The 19,910-nt window shown below is 60.1% G+C and carries 20 protein-coding genes; 10 read left to right on the forward strand and 10 right to left on the reverse strand.

Translation table 11 applies throughout. The annotated features are described in order from the left end of the window. Nucleotides 1–35: 35 nt before the first annotated feature. On the reverse strand, nt 36–1,532 hold the full coding sequence (locus tag ACQZ48_RS07175; protein WP_003520716.1) for a replicative DNA helicase: 1,497 nt from the start codon (nt 1,530–1,532) through the stop codon (nt 36–38). A gap of 325 nt (nt 1,533–1,857) precedes the next feature. Between ACQZ48_RS07175 and ACQZ48_RS07180 the strand changes: the two genes are divergently transcribed. Genes ACQZ48_RS07180 through ACQZ48_RS07190 form a run of 3 tightly spaced genes read left to right on the forward strand, consistent with a single transcriptional unit; the run spans nt 1,858 to nt 5,123 of the window. After that, nucleotides 1,858–2,313, forward strand: coding sequence for a MarR family winged helix-turn-helix transcriptional regulator (locus tag ACQZ48_RS07180; RefSeq protein WP_217004530.1), 456 nt, complete (start codon nt 1,858–1,860; stop codon nt 2,311–2,313). Continuing rightward, the gene (locus tag ACQZ48_RS07185) at nt 2,310–4,037 is read left to right on the forward strand and encodes an MFS transporter (RefSeq protein WP_191217747.1); all 1,728 of its coding nucleotides are present in this window, start codon (nt 2,310–2,312) and stop codon (nt 4,035–4,037) included. The genes ACQZ48_RS07180 and ACQZ48_RS07185 overlap by 4 nt, the downstream gene beginning before the upstream one ends. Before the next feature lie 18 nt (nt 4,038–4,055). Beyond that, complete coding sequence (locus ACQZ48_RS07190; protein WP_077982572.1) at nt 4,056–5,123, forward strand: HlyD family secretion protein; 1,068 nt, start codon at nt 4,056–4,058, stop codon at nt 5,121–5,123. 103 nt (nt 5,124–5,226) lie between these two features. Here ACQZ48_RS07190 and rplI read toward each other — a convergent pair whose 3' ends face one another. The 5 genes from rplI to ACQZ48_RS07215 all read right to left on the reverse strand — a co-directional run bounded on the left by rplI (nt 5,227) and on the right by ACQZ48_RS07215 (nt 8,995). Further along, the gene (gene rplI / locus ACQZ48_RS07195; protein ID WP_077982571.1) at nt 5,227–5,802 is read right to left on the reverse strand and encodes a 50S ribosomal protein L9; all 576 of its coding nucleotides are present in this window, start codon (nt 5,800–5,802) and stop codon (nt 5,227–5,229) included. A 14-nt stretch (nt 5,803–5,816) separates the two neighbouring features. Continuing rightward, complete coding sequence (locus ACQZ48_RS07200) at nt 5,817–6,791, reverse strand: DUF2232 domain-containing protein (RefSeq protein WP_142912523.1); 975 nt, start codon at nt 6,789–6,791, stop codon at nt 5,817–5,819. Between the two features lie 148 nt (nt 6,792–6,939). Then, a complete protein-coding gene (gene rpsR / locus ACQZ48_RS07205; RefSeq protein WP_003502063.1) occupies nt 6,940–7,188 on the reverse strand; it encodes a 30S ribosomal protein S18 in 249 nt (82 codons plus the stop codon). A 13-nt stretch (nt 7,189–7,201) separates the two neighbouring features. After that, the gene (rpsF, locus tag ACQZ48_RS07210; protein ID WP_003502065.1) at nt 7,202–7,663 is read right to left on the reverse strand and encodes a 30S ribosomal protein S6; all 462 of its coding nucleotides are present in this window, start codon (nt 7,661–7,663) and stop codon (nt 7,202–7,204) included. Between the two features lie 288 nt (nt 7,664–7,951). Further along, nucleotides 7,952–8,995, reverse strand: a complete 1,044-nt coding sequence (locus ACQZ48_RS07215) for an aldo/keto reductase (RefSeq protein ID WP_077982569.1) — start codon at nt 8,993–8,995, stop codon at nt 7,952–7,954. Nucleotides 8,996–9,220: 225 nt separating this feature from the next. On the opposite strand from ACQZ48_RS07215, the gene fabD reads away from it, so the two are divergent. From fabD to gmk, 7 genes are all read left to right on the forward strand, one after another. Next, on the forward strand, nt 9,221–10,165 hold the full coding sequence (gene fabD / locus ACQZ48_RS07220) for an ACP S-malonyltransferase (protein ID WP_191217749.1): 945 nt from the start codon (nt 9,221–9,223) through the stop codon (nt 10,163–10,165). Between the two features lie 82 nt (nt 10,166–10,247). Continuing rightward, the gene (fabG, locus tag ACQZ48_RS07225) at nt 10,248–10,985 is read left to right on the forward strand and encodes a 3-oxoacyl-[acyl-carrier-protein] reductase (protein WP_080791001.1); all 738 of its coding nucleotides are present in this window, start codon (nt 10,248–10,250) and stop codon (nt 10,983–10,985) included. A 350-nt stretch (nt 10,986–11,335) separates the two neighbouring features. Continuing rightward, nucleotides 11,336–11,572 carry an acyl carrier protein gene (locus ACQZ48_RS07230; protein ID WP_003502080.1) on the forward strand — a complete coding sequence of 79 codons (237 nt, stop codon included), beginning with the start codon at nt 11,336–11,338 and terminating at the stop codon, nt 11,570–11,572. 250 nt (nt 11,573–11,822) lie between these two features. Then, nucleotides 11,823–13,085 carry a beta-ketoacyl-ACP synthase II gene (gene fabF, locus ACQZ48_RS07235; RefSeq protein ID WP_077982567.1) on the forward strand — a complete coding sequence of 421 codons (1,263 nt, stop codon included), beginning with the start codon at nt 11,823–11,825 and terminating at the stop codon, nt 13,083–13,085. 309 nt (nt 13,086–13,394) lie between these two features. Then, nucleotides 13,395–14,615, forward strand: coding sequence for an endolytic transglycosylase MltG (gene mltG / locus ACQZ48_RS07240; RefSeq protein ID WP_077982566.1), 1,221 nt, complete (start codon nt 13,395–13,397; stop codon nt 14,613–14,615). Between the two features lie 66 nt (nt 14,616–14,681). Further along, a complete protein-coding gene (locus tag ACQZ48_RS07245; RefSeq protein ID WP_191217750.1) occupies nt 14,682–15,569 on the forward strand; it encodes a YicC/YloC family endoribonuclease in 888 nt (295 codons plus the stop codon). A 4-nt stretch (nt 15,570–15,573) separates the two neighbouring features. Then, a complete protein-coding gene (gmk, locus tag ACQZ48_RS07250; RefSeq protein WP_080790997.1) occupies nt 15,574–16,236 on the forward strand; it encodes a guanylate kinase in 663 nt (220 codons plus the stop codon). 1 nt (nt 16,237) lies between these two features. Here gmk and ACQZ48_RS07255 read toward each other — a convergent pair whose 3' ends face one another. The 4 genes from ACQZ48_RS07255 to ACQZ48_RS07270 form a co-directional block, all read right to left on the reverse strand. After that, the gene (locus ACQZ48_RS07255; protein ID WP_191217752.1) at nt 16,238–16,861 is read right to left on the reverse strand and encodes an alpha/beta hydrolase; all 624 of its coding nucleotides are present in this window, start codon (nt 16,859–16,861) and stop codon (nt 16,238–16,240) included. Nucleotides 16,862–16,934: 73 nt separating this feature from the next. Continuing rightward, nucleotides 16,935–17,765 carry a 16S rRNA (adenine(1518)-N(6)/adenine(1519)-N(6))-dimethyltransferase RsmA gene (rsmA, locus tag ACQZ48_RS07260; RefSeq protein ID WP_077982562.1) on the reverse strand — a complete coding sequence of 277 codons (831 nt, stop codon included), beginning with the start codon at nt 17,763–17,765 and terminating at the stop codon, nt 16,935–16,937. Further along, nucleotides 17,765–18,787, reverse strand: coding sequence for a 4-hydroxythreonine-4-phosphate dehydrogenase PdxA (gene pdxA / locus ACQZ48_RS07265; protein ID WP_191217753.1), 1,023 nt, complete (start codon nt 18,785–18,787; stop codon nt 17,765–17,767). The genes rsmA and pdxA overlap by 1 nt, the downstream gene beginning before the upstream one ends. Nucleotides 18,788–18,813: 26 nt before the next feature. After that, nucleotides 18,814–19,761 carry a SurA N-terminal domain-containing protein gene (locus tag ACQZ48_RS07270; protein ID WP_077982977.1) on the reverse strand — a complete coding sequence of 316 codons (948 nt, stop codon included), beginning with the start codon at nt 19,759–19,761 and terminating at the stop codon, nt 18,814–18,816. Between the last annotated feature and the right edge of the window lie 149 nt (nt 19,762–19,910).

A 19,910-nucleotide genomic window follows, 5' to 3' on the forward strand; every position in this document is an offset into this window, starting at 1 on the left:
ACGGTAAACATACCCTCTTTGCCATTGTTGCCGGATCAATGCTCTTCGTACTGGCTGAAACTCGGATCGGCCAGATCCGTAAAGCGGGTGAACTCGGACTGGAAGGCAAGCTTCACCGTGCCGGTCGGTCCGTGACGCTGCTTGGCGATGATGACGTCAGCCGTGCCTTTCACTTTGTCGAACAGGGCTTCCCATTCGGCATATTTGGGATCGGATATATCGCGCGGCTCCATGTTCTTGACGTAATATTCCTCGCGGAACACGAACAGCACCACGTCCGCGTCCTGCTCGATGGAGCCGGATTCACGCAGGTCGGAAAGCTGCGGACGCTTGTCTTCGCGGCTTTCCACCGCACGGGATAGCTGTGACAGCGCGATGATCGGAACGTTGAGTTCCTTGCCGAGCGCTTTCAGACCCGTGGTGATCTGGGTGATTTCCTGCACGCGGTTTTCGCCGCTCTTGCCGGAGCCGGTCATCAGCTGAACGTAGTCGACCACCAGAACATCGAGGCCGCGCTGGCGCTTCAAGCGGCGGGCGCGGGCGGAAAGCTGGGCAATCGAGATGCCACCGGTCTGGTCGATGTAAAGCGGCACCTTCTGCATCATCTGGGAGCAGGCGACGAGCTTTTCAAAATCGGCCTCGGTGATGTCGCCGCGGCGGATTTTCGAGGAAGACACTTCCGTCTGCTCGGAAATGATACGGGTAGCGAGCTGTTCGGACGACATTTCGAGCGAGTAGAAGCCGACGACGCCACCGTTTTTCGCCTTGTACGACCCGTCCGGCTGCACTTCCTGCTCATAGGATGCGGCGATGTTGTAGGCGATGTTGGTCGCAAGCGAGGTCTTGCCCATACCCGGGCGGCCGGCAAGCACGATAAGGTCGGAACGCTGCAACCCGCCCATGCGGGCGTCGAGCGAATGAATACCGGTGGAAATACCGGAGAGATTGCCGTCGCGTTCGAAGGCGGCGCCGGCCATGTCGATCGCCAGCGCCACGGCGTCGTTAAACGACTGGAAACCGCCGTCGTAACGGCCGGTTTCCGCCAGTTCGAACAGGCGGCGTTCGGTGTCTTCGATCTGCGCCTGCGGCGGCATGTCGAGCGGCGCGTCATAGGCGATGTTGACGACATCCTCGCCGATCTGGATCAGTGCGCGGCGCAGCGCCAGATCGTAGATCGCCCGGCCGTAATCTTCCGCGTTGATGATCGAGACGGCTTCCGCCGCCAGACGCGCGAGATACTGCGCCACCGTCAGATCGCCGATCTTGTCGTCGGCAGGCAGGAAGGTCTTGATCGTCACCGGATTGGCGGTCTTGCCCATGCGGATGATATCGCCCGCCACCTCGAAAATCTTACGGTGCAGCGGTTCGTAAAGATGCACGGGCTTCAGGAAGTCCGACACGCGATAATAGGCGTCGTTATTGACGAGGATGGCGCCTAGCAGCGCCTGTTCCGCTTCGATGTTGTTCGGCGCTTCGCGGTAATGCGGTTCCGCCGGTTGCGCGGGGGTGATCTTTCTCACAGCGTCGTTCATGGTTTGCGTGATCTCCCTTTGCCTTTTCTTACACCTCAGGCTTTGGCTTCCTGGGGCATGGCAGTCAATGATATTGTTGCAACACTCCATGGCAGGGTGACGTCTGCCCCGTTGCGCTCGATCACATCTTCAGTTGTCCCCAGCAATCCACAGGGGGCGCAGACAAGAGGCGGGAAAAATTACCGGCCCGGAATTCGCGGCAACGTGATTCGCTGCCATGAGTTTACCGCATGGCAGACCCGGCGTGAAAGAAACTTGAAATTCGTCAGTCTTACGAATAAATAGGTAGAAAATAAGTAGTGTGCTAATTATAAGGCTTACTGACATGTCCCGCGAGACCGACAAGGAACAGCTTCTGGATGAAGTCTCCGCTTTTACCCGCAAACTGCGCGCGTTTTTCGATGCGCGGGTGGGGGAAAGCGGCCTGACGCTGGCCCGCGCGCGGGCGCTTTTCGCCCTTTCTCGCCGAGGTCCGCTGACGCAGACGGAACTTGCCGAGGAAATGGAAATCGAGACGCCGACCCTGGTGCGCGTGCTCGACGGCATGGAGAAGCAAAACCTCATCGAACGCCGTTCCGATGAGAACGACCGCCGCGCCAAACGCATCCACATGACGGCGGAAGGCGAGAAAACGTCGGAGACGGTGCAGGCGATGGCAAAGTCGCTGCGTTCCGAGATTACCGCCGATATTTCCTCGCAAGATCTGGCGATGGCATTGGATGTCATGCGCCGCCTGTCGGCCAACCTGCAAAATCTCGCTTCGGGAAGGGGGCAGGCATGAGCTCTGTGGTATCGCAGAATGATCACGATGTGAGGCTTAACCAGGAACCGGATGCGGCGGAGAAGCAGGCGAATGTGACGCCTGCGGTCGTTTCTGCGACAGCTGCGGAACCGGAACCAACGCTTGCCGCGCCCGTTCAGCCGGAACGGCCGCTGTGGCTGCGGCTCTGCTTCATTTTCGCTGGGCTGTGTTTTTTCATCACGCAGGGTCTCGGCATGAACCTCGTCATGGCCAATCTCTATCAGCTGCAGGGCGAGTTTTCCGCAACCGTGGCTGAGGTGGCCTGGCTTTCGGCGGCCTATATGGCGCCCTATGCCACCTTCTCCATCGCTTTGTTCAAGGTCAGGGCGCAATATGGCCTGCGACCCTTCGCCGAGCTTTCGATCGTCGCCTTTGTCATCGCCAACTGCCTCAATCTTTTCGTCACCGATCTGCATTCGGCGATCGTCATCCGCTTCATCAGCGGCATGGCCGCCGCACCGATTTCCTCGCTCGGCTTCCTCTACATACTAGAAGCTTTTCCGCCCGCGCGAAAATTCTCGCTCGGCTTCAGCATTGCGCTGACGGGAACCCTGCTGTCCGCGCCGATTGCGCGCATGGTCTCACCCTCGCTGCTGGCGATTGACGGCTGGAACGCCCTCTATTCAATGGAAGTCGGCTTTGCGCTGATCTCGCTTGCCATGATCTATGTCCTCAAGGTCACGCCGCCGCCGCGCGCGAAAGTCATCGAGCGCATGGATATTCTAAGCTATCTCCTGTTTGCTGGCGGTCTCGGTTGCCTCGCGGTGATGCTGACGCTCGGCCGGTTCTATTGGTGGTTCGAGACCTGGTGGCTCGGTGCGCTGCTGGCGACATCCATTGCTCTTCTGACACTGATGGCTTTCATTGAATTGCCGCGCCAGAACCCGCTTCTCGACCTGCGCTGGATTTTCTCCAAAACCAACCTGCACGCCATCGCGGTCCTGCTGGTCTATAGAGCGGTATCGTCTGAACAATCCTCGACGGCCGTCAGCTTTTACCAGCAGCTCGGCCTGCTCAATGATCAGACAATTCCGCTTTATGCGCTGGTGCTGCTGGCGACCCTCCTGGGCGGGGCGGCCTGCGCCTGGTTGATGTTGACGAAATATGTCGATACGGCCCATGTCATTGCGCTGACGCTGATTGCCGCCGGGTCCTTTATGGACAGTCAGTCCACCAATCTGACCCGCCCCGAGCAAATGTATCTCAGCCAGATGATGATTGCGTTCGGCGCCGCCATGTTCCTGCCGCCTGTCATGGCGAAGGGTTTTGGCGCAGCGATTGCAAGGGGCACACCCTATCTGGTGAATTTCATCACCATCTTCCTGTTTACGCAGATTACCGGATCGATGTTGATGACGGGCCTGCTCGGCAGTTTCGTGACGCTGCGGGAAAAATTCCACTCCAATATTCTGGTGGAAAATATCCTGCTCACCAATCCCGCAGTCGCCCAGCGCGTCTCGCAACTTTCCGGCGCTTACAGTCATGTCATCACCGATCCGGCATTGCTGAAGGCCGAGGGGCTGTCGCTGCTCGGTCAGCAGGTCAGCAGGGAAGCCTATGTGCTTGCTTATAACGATACGTTCCTGCTGATCGCCGTTGTCTCGGCGCTGGCGCTTGCCTTCCTTTTAATCCATCTTGCCTGGCGACGCATCTGGCCACTCCTTTCGGGAAATGCCGGTGCTGCGCCAGCGACACAGTCTTGAACATCCAAGAGTGACATCATGCTGAAGAAGTTTTTTACCCCCGTTTCCATTCTCGTGCTGCTCGGCGGCATCGCCGGTGTGGCGCTGGTGCTTTACGCCTGGCGGCTGCCGCCGTTCCTTTCCACCGTCGAAATGACCGACAATGCCTTCGTGCGGGGTTATGTCACGACGATGAGCCCGCAGGTGAGTGGCTATGTGGTGAATGTTCCGGTGAAGGACTATCAGGAAGTCAAGCAGGGCACCCTGCTGGCGAAGATCGACGACCGCATCTATCGCCAGAAACAGGCCCAGGCGGAAGCAACGCTCGATACGCATAAGGCGGCACTCGACAATTCCCGCCAGCAGGAAAATGCGGCCAATGCCAATATTCGCTCCAGCGAGGCGGCGGTTGACAGCGCGCAGGCCTCGCTGAAACAGGCGCAGCTCGCCTCCGACCGGCAGGACAATCTCATCAAAAGCGGGGTAGGAACCTCAAGCCTCCAGGAAGAAGCTCATGCCGCGCTGGAAAAGGCGAGGGCATCGCTGTCGCAGGCAAAAGCGGCGCTGGAAGTGTCGCGACAGGATTTGCAGACGATCATCGTCAACCGCAGCTCGCTGCAGGCAGCCGTCGCCAATGCCGAAGCCGCCGTCGAACTGGCCCGGATCGATCTTGCCAATACCGAAATCCACGCGCCGGTCGATGGCAGGCTCGGCGAAATCGGCGTGCGCACTGGCCAATATGTCACCGCCGGCACGCAGCTGATGGCCGTTGTGCCGCATGATGTCTGGGTTATCGCCAATTTCAAGGAAACCCAGCTCGCCGGCATGCAGGTCGGCCAGCCGGTGACGATCTCGGTGGACGCGCTGCATCGCCGCAAGCTTACCGGCCATGTGGAACGGTTCTCGCCGGCGACGGGTTCGGAATTCGCCGTTATCAAGCCTGACAATGCGACGGGTAATTTCGTAAAGATCGCCCAGCGCCTCGGCGTACGGATCGCGATCGATGCCGATCAGCCCCTGACGGCGGAGCTTTCTCCGGGCATGTCGGTGGTGGTGCATGTGGACAAGAGCAAGGCGCCTGAGCGCACGGAGACGGCGGCGAGGTAGTGGGCGTTGAGTTTGCGGAGGGATACCCCCCTCTACAAACACAACAAACAAAAAACCCCGGATGTCGCCATCCGGGGTTTTCCTTTGACCGTTAGGCCAGATCTTATTCGTCGTCGCCGTCGCGGTCAGCTTCCGGGTCGAAGAAATCTTCCGGACGCAGCGCGTCTTCGTCAACGCCGTAAATGGCGTCAGCGGAGGTGAGGCTTTCGCCCTTGGCCTGACGCTCTGCTTCTTCAGCCGAACGGGCAACGTTCAGCTCGACCTGCAGCTCGACTTCGGCGTGCAGGTGCAGGGTAACGTTGTGCAGACCGATGGTCTTGATCGGCGTGTTCAGCTCAACCTGGTTGCGGCCGATGTTGAAGCCTTCGGCGCCGAGGATTTCGACGACGTCGCGAGCAGCGACAGAACCGTAGAGCTGGCCGGTTTCGCCAGCCGAACGGACGACGATGAAGGACTTGCCTTCGAGGGCTTCGGCAACCTTCTGGGCTTCCGACTTGCGCTCGAGGTTACGGGCTTCGAGCGTTGCGCGCTCGGTTTCGAAACGGGTCTTGTTGGCAGCATTGGCGCGCAGCGCCTTGCCCTGCGGCAGCAGGAAGTTACGGGCATAGCCGTCGCGAACCTTGACGGTTTCGCCCATCTGGCCGAGCTTGTTGATGCGTTCGAGAAGAATAACGTCCATCTTCTTGATCCTTTCTAGTTGTTGGTTTCGTTCGTATTGTCGGTTTTCCGCGTCGGAGTAAGAGAGATCGTGCTGCGCACGTCGCTCAGGCCGAACACGAGAATGATGAACAGCGGAAAGACAAAGACCGCCGAGAGATATGCGAGAATGAGAACCGGCAGACGCCAGTCCTTTCCACGCGCGCGCTTGTGCAGCGAGGCGTAACCCGCCATCAGGAAGCCCGCGCCGAAGGTGCCGCAGATGACCGCTCCGACCATGGCCGCGACGCCGCCAAGGAACATGGCGACGATGCCAGCGAGGAAAATGAAGATGGCGTTGCGGTGCATGCGCAGTGCCGAAGCGATGTCCTCGCGCGGGCGAAGACCCTTGCCGAAGGTGCCGACCACTCGCGTCGCGAAATAATAGGCGGCAAACAAAAGGATGACCCAGAGGCCGCCCTGAACGATCGGCAGCATCAGCACCAACAGGGTCTTTGTTTGCGCCAGCGCCTCGACATTGGGCTCGAACAGGGGTTCGCGGCTCTGAACCGAGGTCATCATCACATCGACCATGCGCGCGACGAGATCGGGACCGTAACCGATCATCCAGCCGAGAATGATGACGGCGACGGAAACCAGAATGCACAGATGCAGCACGATGCCGGACAGCGGATACCAGGCAAGCAGATCATCCGGGCCGCCGAGTTCGGAGGCCGGGCGCGCCAGATTGGCGAGATGCGAAAGCCAGCCCGCCGGAATCAGCGTGAAGATGGCAATCGTCAGCGCGAAAAGCGGCGACATGACCAAAGCACCGATGATGGCCGTGGTGATGATTGCGATAATGGCGGCGCGGTTGCCCCAGCCCATGCCGGCGATGAAAATCGGCATGGCGGAACCGGCATAAAGCAGGAAAGAAAGCGACGACTGTGCCGTTGCGCCAAGCGTCAAAAACGCGGCGCATATGCCGGCGAGAACGCCGGAGATCAGCACTGTCTGATTCAACTTCTGCACTTCGCTGTCCTGCTGAAACTTAAGCAGTTAGAGGATCGCTCCTTGGAGTCTCATCCCCAACATGGGTTTTTTGGTATCGATCCGCGCCCAACGCGGAAGGATTGAGATAAAGCGAGGCCGCACCAAAACGCAGCCTCGCTTCAATTCATTATGCTACGACGTAAGGCAGCAGGCCGAGGAAACGGGCGCGCTTGATCGCCTGGGCGAGTTCGCGCTGCTTCTTCTGGGAAACGGCCGTGATGCGGGAAGGAACGATCTTGCCGCGCTCCGAAATGTAGCGCTGCAGGAGACGAACGTCCTTGTAGTCGATCTTCGGAGCGTTGGCGCCGGAGAAGGGGCACGTCTTGCGACGGCGGTGGAACGGGCGGCGTGCCTGGGAAGAGGATGCGTCAGCCATAGGTCAATTCTCCTTATGCACGGTCTTCGCGCGGACGGCGCGGACGGTCTTCGCGGTCGCCGAAGCCACCTTCGCGCGGTGCGCGGGGACCACGATCTTCACGCGGGCCACGGTCCGGACGGTCGCCGTCACGGCGCGGACGGTCGTCGCGATCGCGCTTCTGCATCATCGCGGACGGGCCTTCTTCGTGGGCTTCGACGGCGATGGTCATGTAGCGAAGAACGTCTTCGTTGATGCGCATCTGGCGCTCGACTTCATGGATGGCGGCCGCCGGAGCGTCGATGTCCATGAGAGCGTAGTGAGCCTTGCGGTTCTTCTTGATGCGGTAGGTGAGGGACTTCAGACCCCAGTTCTCGACGCGTCCGACTTTACCGCCGAACGATTCGATAACGCCCTTGTACTGCTCGACAAGTGCGTCAACCTGCTGGGCAGAAATATCCTGCCGGGCAAGGAAGATGTGTTCGTAAAGAGCCATTTAAGCTTTGCCTTTCTTGCGTTTCGTCCTTCACCCGGCAACGGCGCTAAGCCTCAACGACTGCTCCTGAAAAGGCGTGAGCCTTAAAGCAAGAAAAGCGTTGTTCGAGACGGTCGAGAGCGGAGACACGGGAGGCCGGAAAAACCTTATGGTTCCTGCTGTTCCGTTACCGGAACCAGCCCTCCGTTCAGCCACCAGCCAATTGGACCGGGTGTTGTGAACAGCGCGCTTATACGGATTTTTGCCCGGAATGCAAGGGCGAGTGCGAAAAAGCGCGCTGTTGCATCGTCAGATCGGCATTGGATATTGCCGGTGGATCGCCGCTACACCCTTCAGTACCTCGTCCGACAGCGTCACATCCGCAGCCGCAATATCAACCTTCAACTGTTCCATCGTCGTCGCGCCGATGATGACGGAGGCCATGAAGGGGCGCGTCAGGCAGAAGGCAATGGCGAGCTTTGCTGGATCGATGCCATGAGCGGCAGCAAGCTCCAGATAAGCCTTGACCGGCGCTTCCTGAAGCGGTTGCAGGCGACCGCCGAGGTCTTTGTTGATGCTGCCGCGCGAACCCGCCGGGCGGGCGCCGTTCTGGTATTTGCCGGTCAGCAGCCCTGCCGCCAGCGGCGAATATGCGAGCAGGCCGACGTCCTCGTGGTGCGCGACTTCCGCCATGTCGAGATCGAAGCTGCGGTACAGCAGGTTGTATTCATTCTGAATGGTGGCGACGCGCGGCAGGCCGTTAGCCTCCGCGATATCGATATATTTCTGCGTGCCCCAGGCGCTTTCGTTGGAGAGACCAATGGCGCGGATCTTGCCGGCCTTCACCAATTCGCCGAGCGTTTCGAGCTTTTCGGTGATTTCGGCGAGCGTGCGCTTGGTGTCCTGGCCGGAAGCGTCAAAGCTCCATGCGCCACGGAAATGATAGGTGCCGCGATTCGGCCAGTGGATTTGGTAGAGGTCGATATAGTCGGTCTTCAGGCGCTTGAGGCTGGTGTCCACCGCCTCGCGGATGGCTGCGGCGTCGATATCGCGACCGCCACGAATGTAGTCACGTCCAGAGCCTGCGACCTTGGTGGCGAGCACGACCTGATCGCGCTTTCCGGTCTTTTCAAACCAGGTGCCGATATAGTCTTCCGTCCGCCCCTGCGTTTCGGCGGAAACGGGGGTGGTAGGATAAAGTTCTGCCGTATCGAAGAAATTGACGCCGTTTTCGACGGCGTAATCCATCTGCGCGTGCGCGTCGGCTTCGGTGTTCTGCGTGCCCCACGTCATGGTGCCGAGGCAGATTTCAGACACGGAAATACCCGTGCGGCCCAATAGTCTTTGTTTCATGGAAATGTCCCGGTGCTTGGCCAGATAGTTTGGAAGGTGGGGTGAAAGTAATGGGGATTTGCCGCAGTGCAAGAAAAAATATGATGAAAAGAAAAGGGGAAAACAGGTCGGCAAAACCCCTGGCGAGCGCCCGCCATGGGGCTTCAAGCCTTGACTTCGCTGGCGGGAATGTGAATGGAAGTCGACAAGAATAAAGGCAACGCCAGACAAGAAGGACGACATCCCATGGGTATTGCATTCACTTTTCCCGGACAGGGAAGTCAGGCCGTCGGCATGGGCAAGGAGCTGGCGGATACCTATCCGGAAGCGCGCGCCGTGTTTCAGGAAGTCGACGAGGCGCTCGACCAGAAGCTCTCCGATATCATGTGGAACGGTCCTGAAGAGACGCTGACGCTGACCGCCAACGCCCAGCCGGCCCTCATGGCGGTGTCCATGGCGGTCATGCGGGTTCTCGAAGCGCGCGGTTTCAAACTGTCCGATACGGTTTCTTATGTCGCCGGCCACTCGCTCGGCGAATATTCGGCGCTCTGTGCCGCAGGCACCTTCTCGGTTGCCGATACCGCCCGTCTTCTGCGCATTCGTGGCAATGCCATGCAGGCCGCCGTGCCGGTGGGTGAGGGCGCCATGGCGGCGATTATCGGGCTTGAGCATGACGCCGTTTCGGCAATCTGCGAAGAAGCGGCCATTCTCGGCGTCTGCCAGATCGCCAACGACAATGGCGGTGGCCAGCTCGTCATCTCCGGCGGCAAGGCCGCCGTCGAGAAGGCTGCGGCGATCGCGTCCGACAAGGGCGCCAAGCGCGCCATTATGCTGCCGGTTTCCGCCCCCTTCCACTCCGCGCTGATGGCGCCGGCGGCGGAAGCGATGCGCGAGGCTCTGGCGAAAGTCGAGAAGCACAATCCGGTCGTGCCTGTTATCGCCAACGTGCGCGCCGCTCCCGTTTCCGACGCCAATGAGATCGCCGCCCTGCTGGTCGAGCAGGTGACGGGGCAGGTGCGCTGGCGCGAGACGGTAGAATGGTTCGCCGCCGACAATGTCACGCAGCTTTACGAGATCGGCTCCGGCAAGGTGCTGACGGGCCTTGCCCGCCGCATCGACAAGACGGTGAACGGCGTTGCCGTCAACGGCGCTGCCGATATCGACCAGCTTCTTGCCACGCTTATCGGTTGAGACGGATACTCCGGCTGCCGCATTCATCGGGCGCAACAGCGCTGAACATTTTCAGTCCGAAGCTCTAAAGAAGGAATAGGACATGTTTGATCTGACAGGCCGCAAGGCTCTCGTAACCGGCGCAACCGGTGGCATCGGCGAAGAAATCGCCCGCCTTCTGCACAGCCAGGGCGCAACCGTCGGCCTGCACGGCACCCGCGTTGAAAAGCTCGAGGCGCTGGCGGCAGAACTTGGCGAGCGCGTCAAGATTTTCCCGGCAAACCTCGCTGATCGCTCAGAAGTAAAGGCACTCGGCGAAAAAGCCGAAGCCGAACTGGAAGGTGTCGATATCCTCGTCAACAATGCCGGCATCACCAAGGACGGCCTCTTCGTGCGCATGAGCGACGAGGACTGGGACAACGTCATCGAAGTGAACCTGACGGCGATGTTCCGCCTGACGCGTGAGCTGACGCATCCGATGATGCGCCGCCGTTTCGGCCGCATCATCAACATCACCTCCATCGTCGGCGTCACCGGCAATCCCGGCCAGGCCAACTATTGCGCCTCCAAGGCCGGCATGATCGGTTTTTCGAAGTCGCTGGCCCAGGAAATCGCCACCCGCAACGTCACCGTCAACTGCGTGGCGCCGGGCTTCATCGAAAGCGCCATGACCGGCAAGCTGAACGACAAGCAGAAAGACGCCATCATGGGCGCCATTCCCATGAAGCGCATGGGAACCGGTGCTGAGGTCGCCTCGGCCGTTCTTTACCTCGCCTCCAACGAGGCGGGCTACATGACCGGCCAGACCCTGCACGTCAATGGCGGCATGGCTATGATCTGACGGCGCCTAAGGCTGTCATGAAAAGGATTGCGGCGCTGTTTAAGCACCTTCTTGGGTAGCTGGCGCCGCAAGGCTCCGCCGACTGGTTTTCGGCGAAATTGCCTGTCATACGCTGTGCTTAGCGCGTTTTCAGGCTTTTCGACCGATTGAAACCATGTTAAGCGGGCCAAGACTGTGAACAGTCGTCCCGGAGAGACAGGAAGCCGTTGCGATTTTGCGTGACGATGTCTAGCTTGGAACGGGTTGAACGGGTTTGCCAGCAGCGCCGGATTTGAACGGCGCATGAGGGCTTCTAACAGGGCAGGGTGCCGCAAGGCATTCCCTTCAAAATAAAGGTCGAGGAAACCGACATGAGCGATATCGCAGAACGCGTAAAGAAAATTGTAATTGATCATCTTGGCGTTGACGCCGACAAGGTTGTCGAAGGCGCCAGCTTCATTGACGATCTGGGCGCTGATTCGCTCGACACCGTTGAACTGGTCATGGCTTTCGAAGAAGAATTCGGCGTTGAAATCCCCGACGACGCAGCTGACTCGATCCTGACGGTCGGCGACGCCGTCAAGTTCATCGAGAAGGCCCAGGCCTGATCGACCTTCATCGGGAGGGTGACATATCTTCCCGTCTTGGCCCGGCTTGTCCGGGCCAATGTTTTATAGGCAGACGGTGGGTGCCGCAAAGGCACGCTTTCCCGTTGTCGTAAAGGTCACGGGCTGCAATAACGCTGCCTGTAACCTTCAAGCAAAGATTGAGACGTACTGCAGCCTGCCGAGAGTGCCATCTCATGGTGCCCGGTGTTGCAGGAAGACCGATGATTTGGATAAGGGCGGAGCGTTGGCGATGAGGCGTGTCGTTATCACCGGTACCGGCATGGTATCTCCTCTTGGATGCGGAACGGAAGTGACCTGGGAACGGCTTTTGGCCGGCCAGAACGGCGCCCGTCTCGTGACTGAATTCGAAGTCGAAGACTTGCCCGCAAAGATCGCCTGCCGTATTCCCGTCGGCGATGGTTCCAACGGCACTTTCAATGCCGATGACTGGATGGAACCCAAGGAACAGCGCAAGATCGATCCTTTCATCCTGTACGGCATGGCTGCCGCCGACATGGCGCTTGCCGACGCAAACTGGCATCCGGAAACGGACGAGGACCAGATCGCGACAGGCGTTCTGATCGGCTCCGGCATTGGCGGCCTGGAAGGCATTGTCGAGGCGGGCTATACGCTGCGCGACAAGGGCCCGCGGCGCATTTCCCCATTCTTCATTCCCGGCCGCCTGATCAACCTCGTATCCGGCCAGGTTTCCATCCGCCACAAGCTGCGCGGACCGAACCATGCCGTGGTGACGGCCTGCTCGACCGGCGCGCACGCCATTGGCGACGCCGCCCGTCTGATCGCGCTCGGCGATGCCGACGTCATGGTCGCCGGCGGCGCCGAATCGCCGGTCTGCCGCATCGCGCTCGCCGGCTTCGCCGCCTGCAAGGCGCTTTCCACACAACACAATGACGATCCGCAGAAGGCCTCGCGCCCTTATGACCGTGACCGCGATGGTTTCGTCATGGGTGAAGGTGCGGGCATCGTCGTTCTGGAAGAGCTGGAACACGCCAAGGCGCGCGGCGCGAAGATCTATGCGGAAGTCGTCGGTTACGGCCTCTCTGGCGATGCCTATCACATCACCGCACCGTCCGAGGACGGTGAAGGTGCCTATCGCTGCATGTCGATGGCGCTGAAGCGCGCAGGTCTCACGCCTGACGATATCGACTACATCAACGCTCACGGCACCTCCACCATGGCCGATACGATCGAGCTTGGCGCGGTCGAGCGGCTTGTCGGCGAATCGGCCTCGAAGATTTCCATGTCCTCCACCAAGTCGGCGACCGGCCATCTTCTCGGTGCGGCGGGCGCTATCGAGGCGATCTTCGCGACGCTTGCGATCCGCGACAACATCGTTCCGCCGACGCTGAACCTCGATAATCCCGATGTGGAGACGAAGATCGATCTCGTGCCGCACAAGGCGCGCAAGCGTAAGGTCGACGTGGCGCTCTCGAACTCCTTCGGATTCGGCGGCACCAACGCCTCCCTCGTGCTGCGTCGTTACGAAGCATAATCGCGGCGGCTCTGCCGTCGCTGGCGCCCTCCCACCGGGTGCTGACAAAGGACGTTCTTTCATTTGAAGAACGCATTGCGGCCTGTGAAAGCTATTCCGGTTTTCGCGCCGCTATTGTAGTCGTTTTATGGGAAGCGTTTGCCGGGTGCCGGCTGCTCCCTAAATCGGCTTTGTCCGAAACGATGTTCGTGAAGCGGAACAGCAGGCTTCACGATACCTCTATGTGGTGCGGGACGGCATTCCGAACCTGTTTTTGCCGCATTACCTGCGCAAAAAGCGCTGACAACGCCGAACTGAAAAGGACCGACGGTGAGCGACACGAACCAGAACAGCCAGGGACCATACGGACAAACCGGCGCGGGCGAAGGCAATCGCGGCCCGATCATTCCTAAATCCCCGACGGAGGCGCTGCGGCCGGAAAAAGTGCCGGCTCCGCCCAAGCGCTCCCGCAAGGCCCACGGCCAGCTTGTGATCTTCCTGAACTTTCTGATGACGCTGGCCGTCGCCGTCTGTGTGCTGGCCATTGCCGCTTTCTATTACATGATCAATGCGTTCCAGGAGCCCGGTCCGCTCCAGACGAATACCCATTTCACAGTGCGCAACGGCGCAGGCATCATCGAGATCGCCAATAATCTCGAACGCAATGACATCATCTCCAACGCCCGCGTTTTCCGCCTGATGACCGGCAGCTATCTGCAGAAGGACCAGACGCTGAAGACGGGTGAATACGAGATCAAGGCTGGCGCATCGATGAAGGACATCATGGTGCTGCTGGAGTCCGGCAAGTCGATCCTTTATTCCGTGTCGCTGCCGGAAGGCCTGACCGTGAAGCAGATGTTCGCACGTCTTGCTGCGGATGAAGTGCTGGACGGCGAGCTTCCCGCCACGCTGCCGCCGGAAGGCAGCCTGCGCCCGGATACCTATCGCTTCACCCGCGGCACCAAGCGCGAAGAGATCATCAACCAGATGAGTGCGGCGCAGGACAAGCTGATCGACATGATCTGGGAACGGCGCGATCCCGATCTGCCGATCAAGACCGTCGAGGAATTCGTGACGCTTGCCTCGATTGTCGAGAAAGAAACCGGCAAGGACGACGAACGCGCCCATGTCGCCTCCGTGTTCTACAACCGCCTGAAGAAGGGCATGCGCCTGCAATCCGACCCGACGATCATCTACGGCCTGTTCGGTGGTGACGGCAAACCGTCGGACCGCCCGATCTACCAGTCGGACCTGCAGAAGCAGACGCCGTTCAACACTTATGTCATCAAGGGCCTGCCGCCGTCTCCCATCGCCAATCCGGGCCGCGCGGCACTTGAGGCTGTCGCCAATCCATGGCGCACGGATGACCTTTATTTCGTTGCTGACGGCACCGGCGGCCACGTCTTTGCCAAGACGCTTGAAGAGCACAACGCCAATGTTCGCCGCTGGCGCAAGATCGAGGCTGAGAAGGCTGCTTCCGGCGCCAATCCCGATGTTGTCGTGGATGGCCAGCCAGGCGGAACCGAGGCGGAGAAACCCGCCAACAACTGATAATCTCGACCGGGCTCTGTGATCCACAGGGCCCGGTTTTGTAAGGCATGACGGGGGCTTTCAGATATGACATTGCAATCGATGACCGGCTTTGCGCGCAGCGAAGGAACCTCCGGCCGTTACCGCTGGGCGTGGGAATTGCGGTCCGTGAACGGCAAGGGGCTCGATGTGCGCCTGCGTCTGCCGACCGGTCTTGAAGCGCTGGAAACGGCCCTGCGCGAAATCGCAGGCGAGCATCTTTCCCGCGGTAATATCCAGGCGGGTCTGACGCTGGCGATTGCGGAAAACCGGCTGGAGGCGGTGGTCAACCGCGATGCTCTGGCGGCTGTTCTGACGCTGAAAAAGGAGCTTGGCGATGTCGTGGAAGACAAGCCGCTGAGCTTCGACACGCTGCTGACGCTGCGCGGGCTCGTCGATTTTCGCGAGGCGGAAGACGATGCGGAGGTGCAGGCCGCGCGCAACGATGATGTGCTTGCCGGCTTCGCCGCCGCGGTCGAGAAGCTGAAGGATATGCGCGAGCGCGAAGGGGCTTCGCTGTTTGCCATCCTGTCCGGTCACATCAACCGGATCGAGCAGCTCGCAGACATCATTGAAAACGATCCTTCCCGCCAGCCCGAGCAAATTGCGGCACGGCTCGCCCAGCAGATCGCCCTCATCGGCGACGGCTTGCACGGGCTCGATCGTGACCGGCTTCATGCAGAGGCGGCGCTGATCGCCACCAAGGCGGATCTGCGTGAAGAGATCGACCGGCTGCACGCCCATGTTCAGGCGTCGCGGGAGCTTTTGGCCAATGGCGGGCCGGTTGGCCGCAAGCTCGATTTTCTTGCACAGGAATTTAACCGCGAGTCGAATACAATCTGTTCCAAATCGAACGCCAGTGCGGTAACCGCAGCAGGCATAGAGCTGAAAGTGGTGATCGACCAGTTCCGCGAGCAGGTCCAAAATCTGGAGTAGACCCATGGCCCCGGTGAATAATTCTCCCGTCACGATTGCCCGCAGAGGGCTGATGCTGGTGATTTCTTCGCCATCGGGCGCGGGAAAATCCACGATTGCGCGCAACCTGCTCGACAAGGACAAGAATATCGGCCTGTCCGTCAGCGTCACGACACGTCCGCGCCGCCAGAGCGAGATTGACGGTATCCACTACCATTTCATTTCCAAGCGCGATTTCGAGCGCCTGCGCGACAGCGACGCGCTGCTGGAATGGGCCGAGGTTCATGGCAATTTCTACGGCACCCCGCGCGAGCCGGTGGAAGAAGCCATGGCCGCAGGCCGCGACATGCTGTTCGATATCGACTGGCAGGGCGCCGAGCAGCTTCAGGACAAGATGAAGGCCGACGTCGTTTCGATCTTCATCCTGCCGCCGACCATGACCGAACTTCAATCGCGCCTGCACCGCCGCGCTGAAGACACCGAAGAGGTCATCAAGACCCGGCTTCTCAATTCCCGTGCCGAGATCGAACACTGGCGCGACTATGACTATGTCATCCTCAATGACGACCTGCAGGCTGCCTTCGAGGCCGTCGAAGCAATCGTGAAGGCCGAACGCGTCCGCCGCGACCGCCGCCACGGCATGTTCGATTTCGTGCGGGCGTTGCTGGAGGAAGAGCCAAAGCTCTGACTTACGCGATGAGTCCGCGCGCCAGCCATTGCCGTGACAATCGTTCGTCCGCCGCGTCTTCCGCCCAGCCATGACCCGTTTTGATCGTTTCAAGAACGACCTCCGCTCCGGCCGACGCCAGCTGCTCGGCCAAATCTGGAGCATCGGAAGGCTGCCGCCGGTCGTCACGCACGCCCGCCAGCAGGAGTATGGGATATCCTGCCAGGCTCGGAAAAGACTGGTCCTTTCTCGGAGATAGCGGGCGAAGCAGAATGGTGCCTTTCGATAGATGACGGTCCTGACATATCGTTTCAGCGGCGATGATCGCGCCGTTGGAATATCCGACGAGAAAGGGTCTTTGCCCCGTCTGCTTAAAGACCATGGTGAAAAACCGGCATAGTCTGGCGGCTTGATGTTTGAGGTCGTCAATATCAAGCTGTCTGTCGGGCTTTCGGCGGAAAAACGCGAAACCATTCTCCCAGGGAACAGCGCCCCTCGGCGCATATAAGACACCCTTGGGAAAGACGGCGCGGCCAAAAGAAATGAGATCGTCTTCCGTTCGCCCCGATCCATGCAGCAAGACAACCGCGCAGTCGGGCGTTTCAGCGGGAATGTCGAGCTTGTAATGAAAACCGGCACTCTCCACGCGCTTGTTCCTTTATTCGCAGTCTCCACGAACCCGTGTCCCGCTGCTCGGAATGGCACATTACACGACGGATTTACAGGCAGTTCGCCAAAGTGACGAATTCCTCCACCGACAGCGTTTCCGCCCGGCGCGTGGGATCGATGCCCGCTTTTTCCAGCAGCGTTTCCCCGCCAAGGCTTTTCACGCTCTGGCGGAGCATCTTGCGGCGCTGGCCGAAGGCGGCTTCCGTCACCTTTTCAAGCTTGGCGACATCGCAGGGCAGCGGCTTGTCCTTCGGCAACAGGTGCACGACGGTGGAGGTGACTTTTGGCGGCGGGCTGAAGGCTTGTGGCGGGACGTCGAAGGCCATTTCGGAAACCGTGCGCCAGCCGGCGAGAACGCCGAGACGGCCGTAGTGATTATCGCCTTCTTCGGCCACGATGCGCTGCCCAACTTCCTTCTGGAACATCAGCGTCATCGAAAGCCAGAAGGGCGGCCATTCCCTCGGCAGCAGCCAGTTGACCAGCAATTGCGTGCCGACATTATAGGGCAGGTTGGCGATGATCCGCACCGGTTCGCCGACGGCAACCAGAGCCTCGAAATCCGTCTGCAGCGCGTCGCCTTCGATGACTTCGAGCCGCCCGGGATAATGCGCTTCGATTTCCGCCAGCGCCGGCAGGCAGCGGCTGTCGCGTTCGACGGCGATGACCTTTTTTGCCCCGAGCGAAAGAATAGCGCGGGTGAGGCCGCCGGGACCGGGGCCGACTTCGATCACCGTCACGCCTTCGAGCGGCCCGGCGGTACGGGCGATCTTCTGGGTGAGGTTGAGGTCGAACAGGAAGTTCTGTCCGAGCGATTTCTTCGCGTCGAGCCCGTGGCGCTGGATGACATCGCGCAGCGGCGGCAGTCCGTCGATGGCCGCCATTATGTGTTGGCCCGGCTGCGGAGCGAAATGTCCGCCGCCATCTTCAGCGCCGCCACAAGGCTCGCCTCATTAGCGATGCCCTGGCCGGCAATGCCGAAGGCGGTGCCATGGTCGGGCGAGGTGCGGATGAAGGGCAGGCCAAGCGTGACATTGACGGAATCGTCAAAGCCGAGCGCCTTGGCCGGAATGAGCGCCTGATCGTGATACATGCACACCGCCACGTCATAACGCTTGCGGGCGGCATCGTGGAACATGGTGTCGGCGGGCAGGGGGCCAAAGGCATCGATCCCGTCCTTCCGCAACCGCATGGTCGCCGGGTGAACGATATCGCGATCCTCGCTGCCGAGTGCGCCATCTTCCCCCGCATGCGGGTTGAGGCCGGCAACCGCCAGACGCGGCGCCTCAATGCCGAATTTCCGCCGGAGATCGGCATCGATGATCCGGCAGGTCGTAACGATCAGCTCCTCGGTGAGAGCGGCCGGCACGTCTTTCACGGGGATATGGATCGTCACCGGGACGACACGGACCTTGGGACCGGCAATCATCATGACCGGTATGACTTGCTCCCCGGTCTGGCGCAGGGCGAGATCGGCCAGAAATTCCGTATGACCGGGGAAGCCGAAACCCGCCTCGTATAGCACCGATTTCGCGATCGGATTGGTGACGACGGCCGCAGCCTTGCTCTCGACCGTGAGGGAAACGGCGGTCTCGATGGCCTTGATTGTCGCGTGCGCCGCTCCGACATGCGGCTGACCCGCCTGCACTTCGAAGCCGACGGGAAGGGAAAGGATGGGGAAGGCTTGTTCGAACAGGTCGACGGCGCTTTCCGCACCGCAGGTCTCGATATTGACCGGCACGCCGATCAACGCCGCGCGGCTCGCTACCACATCGGGGTCGCCGATGAAGATGAAGGGCGGCATGCCGTTCTCCCGGCGCTTGGCCCAGGCGGTGATGGCGATATCAGGGCCGATACCGGCTGGATCTCCCTGTGTCAGGGCAAGCGGCAGGGATGCATATGTCACGGAAAGACCCGGCTCTTTAATCAATATCAGGTGTTGACGATCTGCGCCTTCTTGCGCAGCTCATCCATATATTTCTTTTCGTTCGGGTTTTCGCCGTCCTTGGCCTTCATCAGATCTTCGGACTTGAACACCATTTCCGCCGCGTAGTCGTCGGAAACCTGGCGCTGCTTGCAGATGGCCAGATATTCGACGCCCTTTTCGGTGACGCGCGTGCCGGTGGTGCCGCCTTCCTTGGTCTTCTCCACCAGCGCCTTCCAGTCTTCCGGCAGCTCCGGCGCCAGAATGCGGCCAAGGTCCTTGATCGCAACATCACGCATGGTCGCGGCGAAGCTCATGGCCTGGTCGCAGCCGGGATAACGCTTGCGCGAGGCTTCAGCCTCGGCCTTGCGCTTGCCGGTAATGGCCTTGCGCTTTGATTCCGGTATCACGAAGATAACCTGCTGCAGAAAATATTCCGTGGTGACGGGCTTGTCGCCACGTTCCTTCAGGCGGGTAACGAGATCCTGCGTCGACATCTTGCCGCGTGCACCGTAACGCGCGTTGACAAGACGCGGCCAACTCATCTGAACGGCGATGAAGGCCTTGAAATGGTCGGCGCCGACGCCCGCCTGCGCAAGCACCTTCGTCAATTGCTGCGGGCTCATCTTGTTGTTGCCGGCAAAGCGCGCGAAGGCCGCATCGACATCGTCGGTGCTGACCGACATCTTGACGCGGGCGATTTCCTCGCGCTTCAGCGCTTCATCGACAAGCTGCTCACGCGCCTTTTCATTGAGATTACCGGACTGGCGCTGCAGCTTGAGGAAGGCGACGCGCTTGGCAATATCGTCGTTGGTGATGGGTGTCTTGTTGACGACGATCTTGACGGTGCTATCGGCGAAGGCCTGGCCGGTATAGGGCACAACGGCCATGGGAACGGCGAATATCGCAAAGGCAAAAGCAGCGCCACGCAAAGCCGTCTTTCCGAAATTCATCATATCCTTCTCCCTTTCGTCGGGCAGGGTCCTGTTGCCCTGTCCCGCCAATCTGTTCTGCCTGATGGGGGAATATTGAACTTTCCCGCTTTCAGACCTGCACCTGTGCGTCCGCACCGCGAATTTGCCACGTATATATCATCGCGATCCGC

Source organism: Agrobacterium sp. 22-209-1 (genome assembly GCF_053522485.1).

Coding starts and splice junctions, on each gene's coding strand:
- ACQZ48_RS07270 (WP_077982977.1), bottom strand. CDS start 19,761: ATGATGAATTTCGGAAAGACGGCTTTGCGTGGCGCTGCTTTTGCCTTT.
- rpsR (WP_003502063.1), bottom strand. CDS start 7,188: ATGGCTGACGCATCCTCTTCCCAGGCACGCCGCCCGTTCCACCGCCGT.
- rplI (WP_077982571.1), bottom strand. CDS start 5,802: ATGGACGTTATTCTTCTCGAACGCATCAACAAGCTCGGCCAGATGGGC.
- ACQZ48_RS07215 (WP_077982569.1), bottom strand. CDS start 8,995: ATGAAACAAAGACTATTGGGCCGCACGGGTATTTCCGTGTCTGAAATC.
- rsmA (WP_077982562.1), bottom strand. CDS start 17,765: ATGGCGGCCATCGACGGACTGCCGCCGCTGCGCGATGTCATCCAGCGC.
- fabG (WP_080791001.1), top strand. CDS start 10,248: ATGTTTGATCTGACAGGCCGCAAGGCTCTCGTAACCGGCGCAACCGGT.
- ACQZ48_RS07185 (WP_191217747.1), top strand. CDS start 2,310: ATGAGCTCTGTGGTATCGCAGAATGATCACGATGTGAGGCTTAACCAG.
- ACQZ48_RS07230 (WP_003502080.1), top strand. CDS start 11,336: ATGAGCGATATCGCAGAACGCGTAAAGAAAATTGTAATTGATCATCTT.
- ACQZ48_RS07175 (WP_003520716.1), bottom strand. CDS start 1,532: ATGAACGACGCTGTGAGAAAGATCACCCCCGCGCAACCGGCGGAACCG.
- fabD (WP_191217749.1), top strand. CDS start 9,221: ATGGGTATTGCATTCACTTTTCCCGGACAGGGAAGTCAGGCCGTCGGC.
- ACQZ48_RS07190 (WP_077982572.1), top strand. CDS start 4,056: ATGCTGAAGAAGTTTTTTACCCCCGTTTCCATTCTCGTGCTGCTCGGC.
- fabF (WP_077982567.1), top strand. CDS start 11,823: ATGAGGCGTGTCGTTATCACCGGTACCGGCATGGTATCTCCTCTTGGA.
- ACQZ48_RS07245 (WP_191217750.1), top strand. CDS start 14,682: ATGACATTGCAATCGATGACCGGCTTTGCGCGCAGCGAAGGAACCTCC.
- gmk (WP_080790997.1), top strand. CDS start 15,574: ATGGCCCCGGTGAATAATTCTCCCGTCACGATTGCCCGCAGAGGGCTG.
- rpsF (WP_003502065.1), bottom strand. CDS start 7,663: ATGGCTCTTTACGAACACATCTTCCTTGCCCGGCAGGATATTTCTGCC.
- ACQZ48_RS07180 (WP_217004530.1), top strand. CDS start 1,858: ATGTCCCGCGAGACCGACAAGGAACAGCTTCTGGATGAAGTCTCCGCT.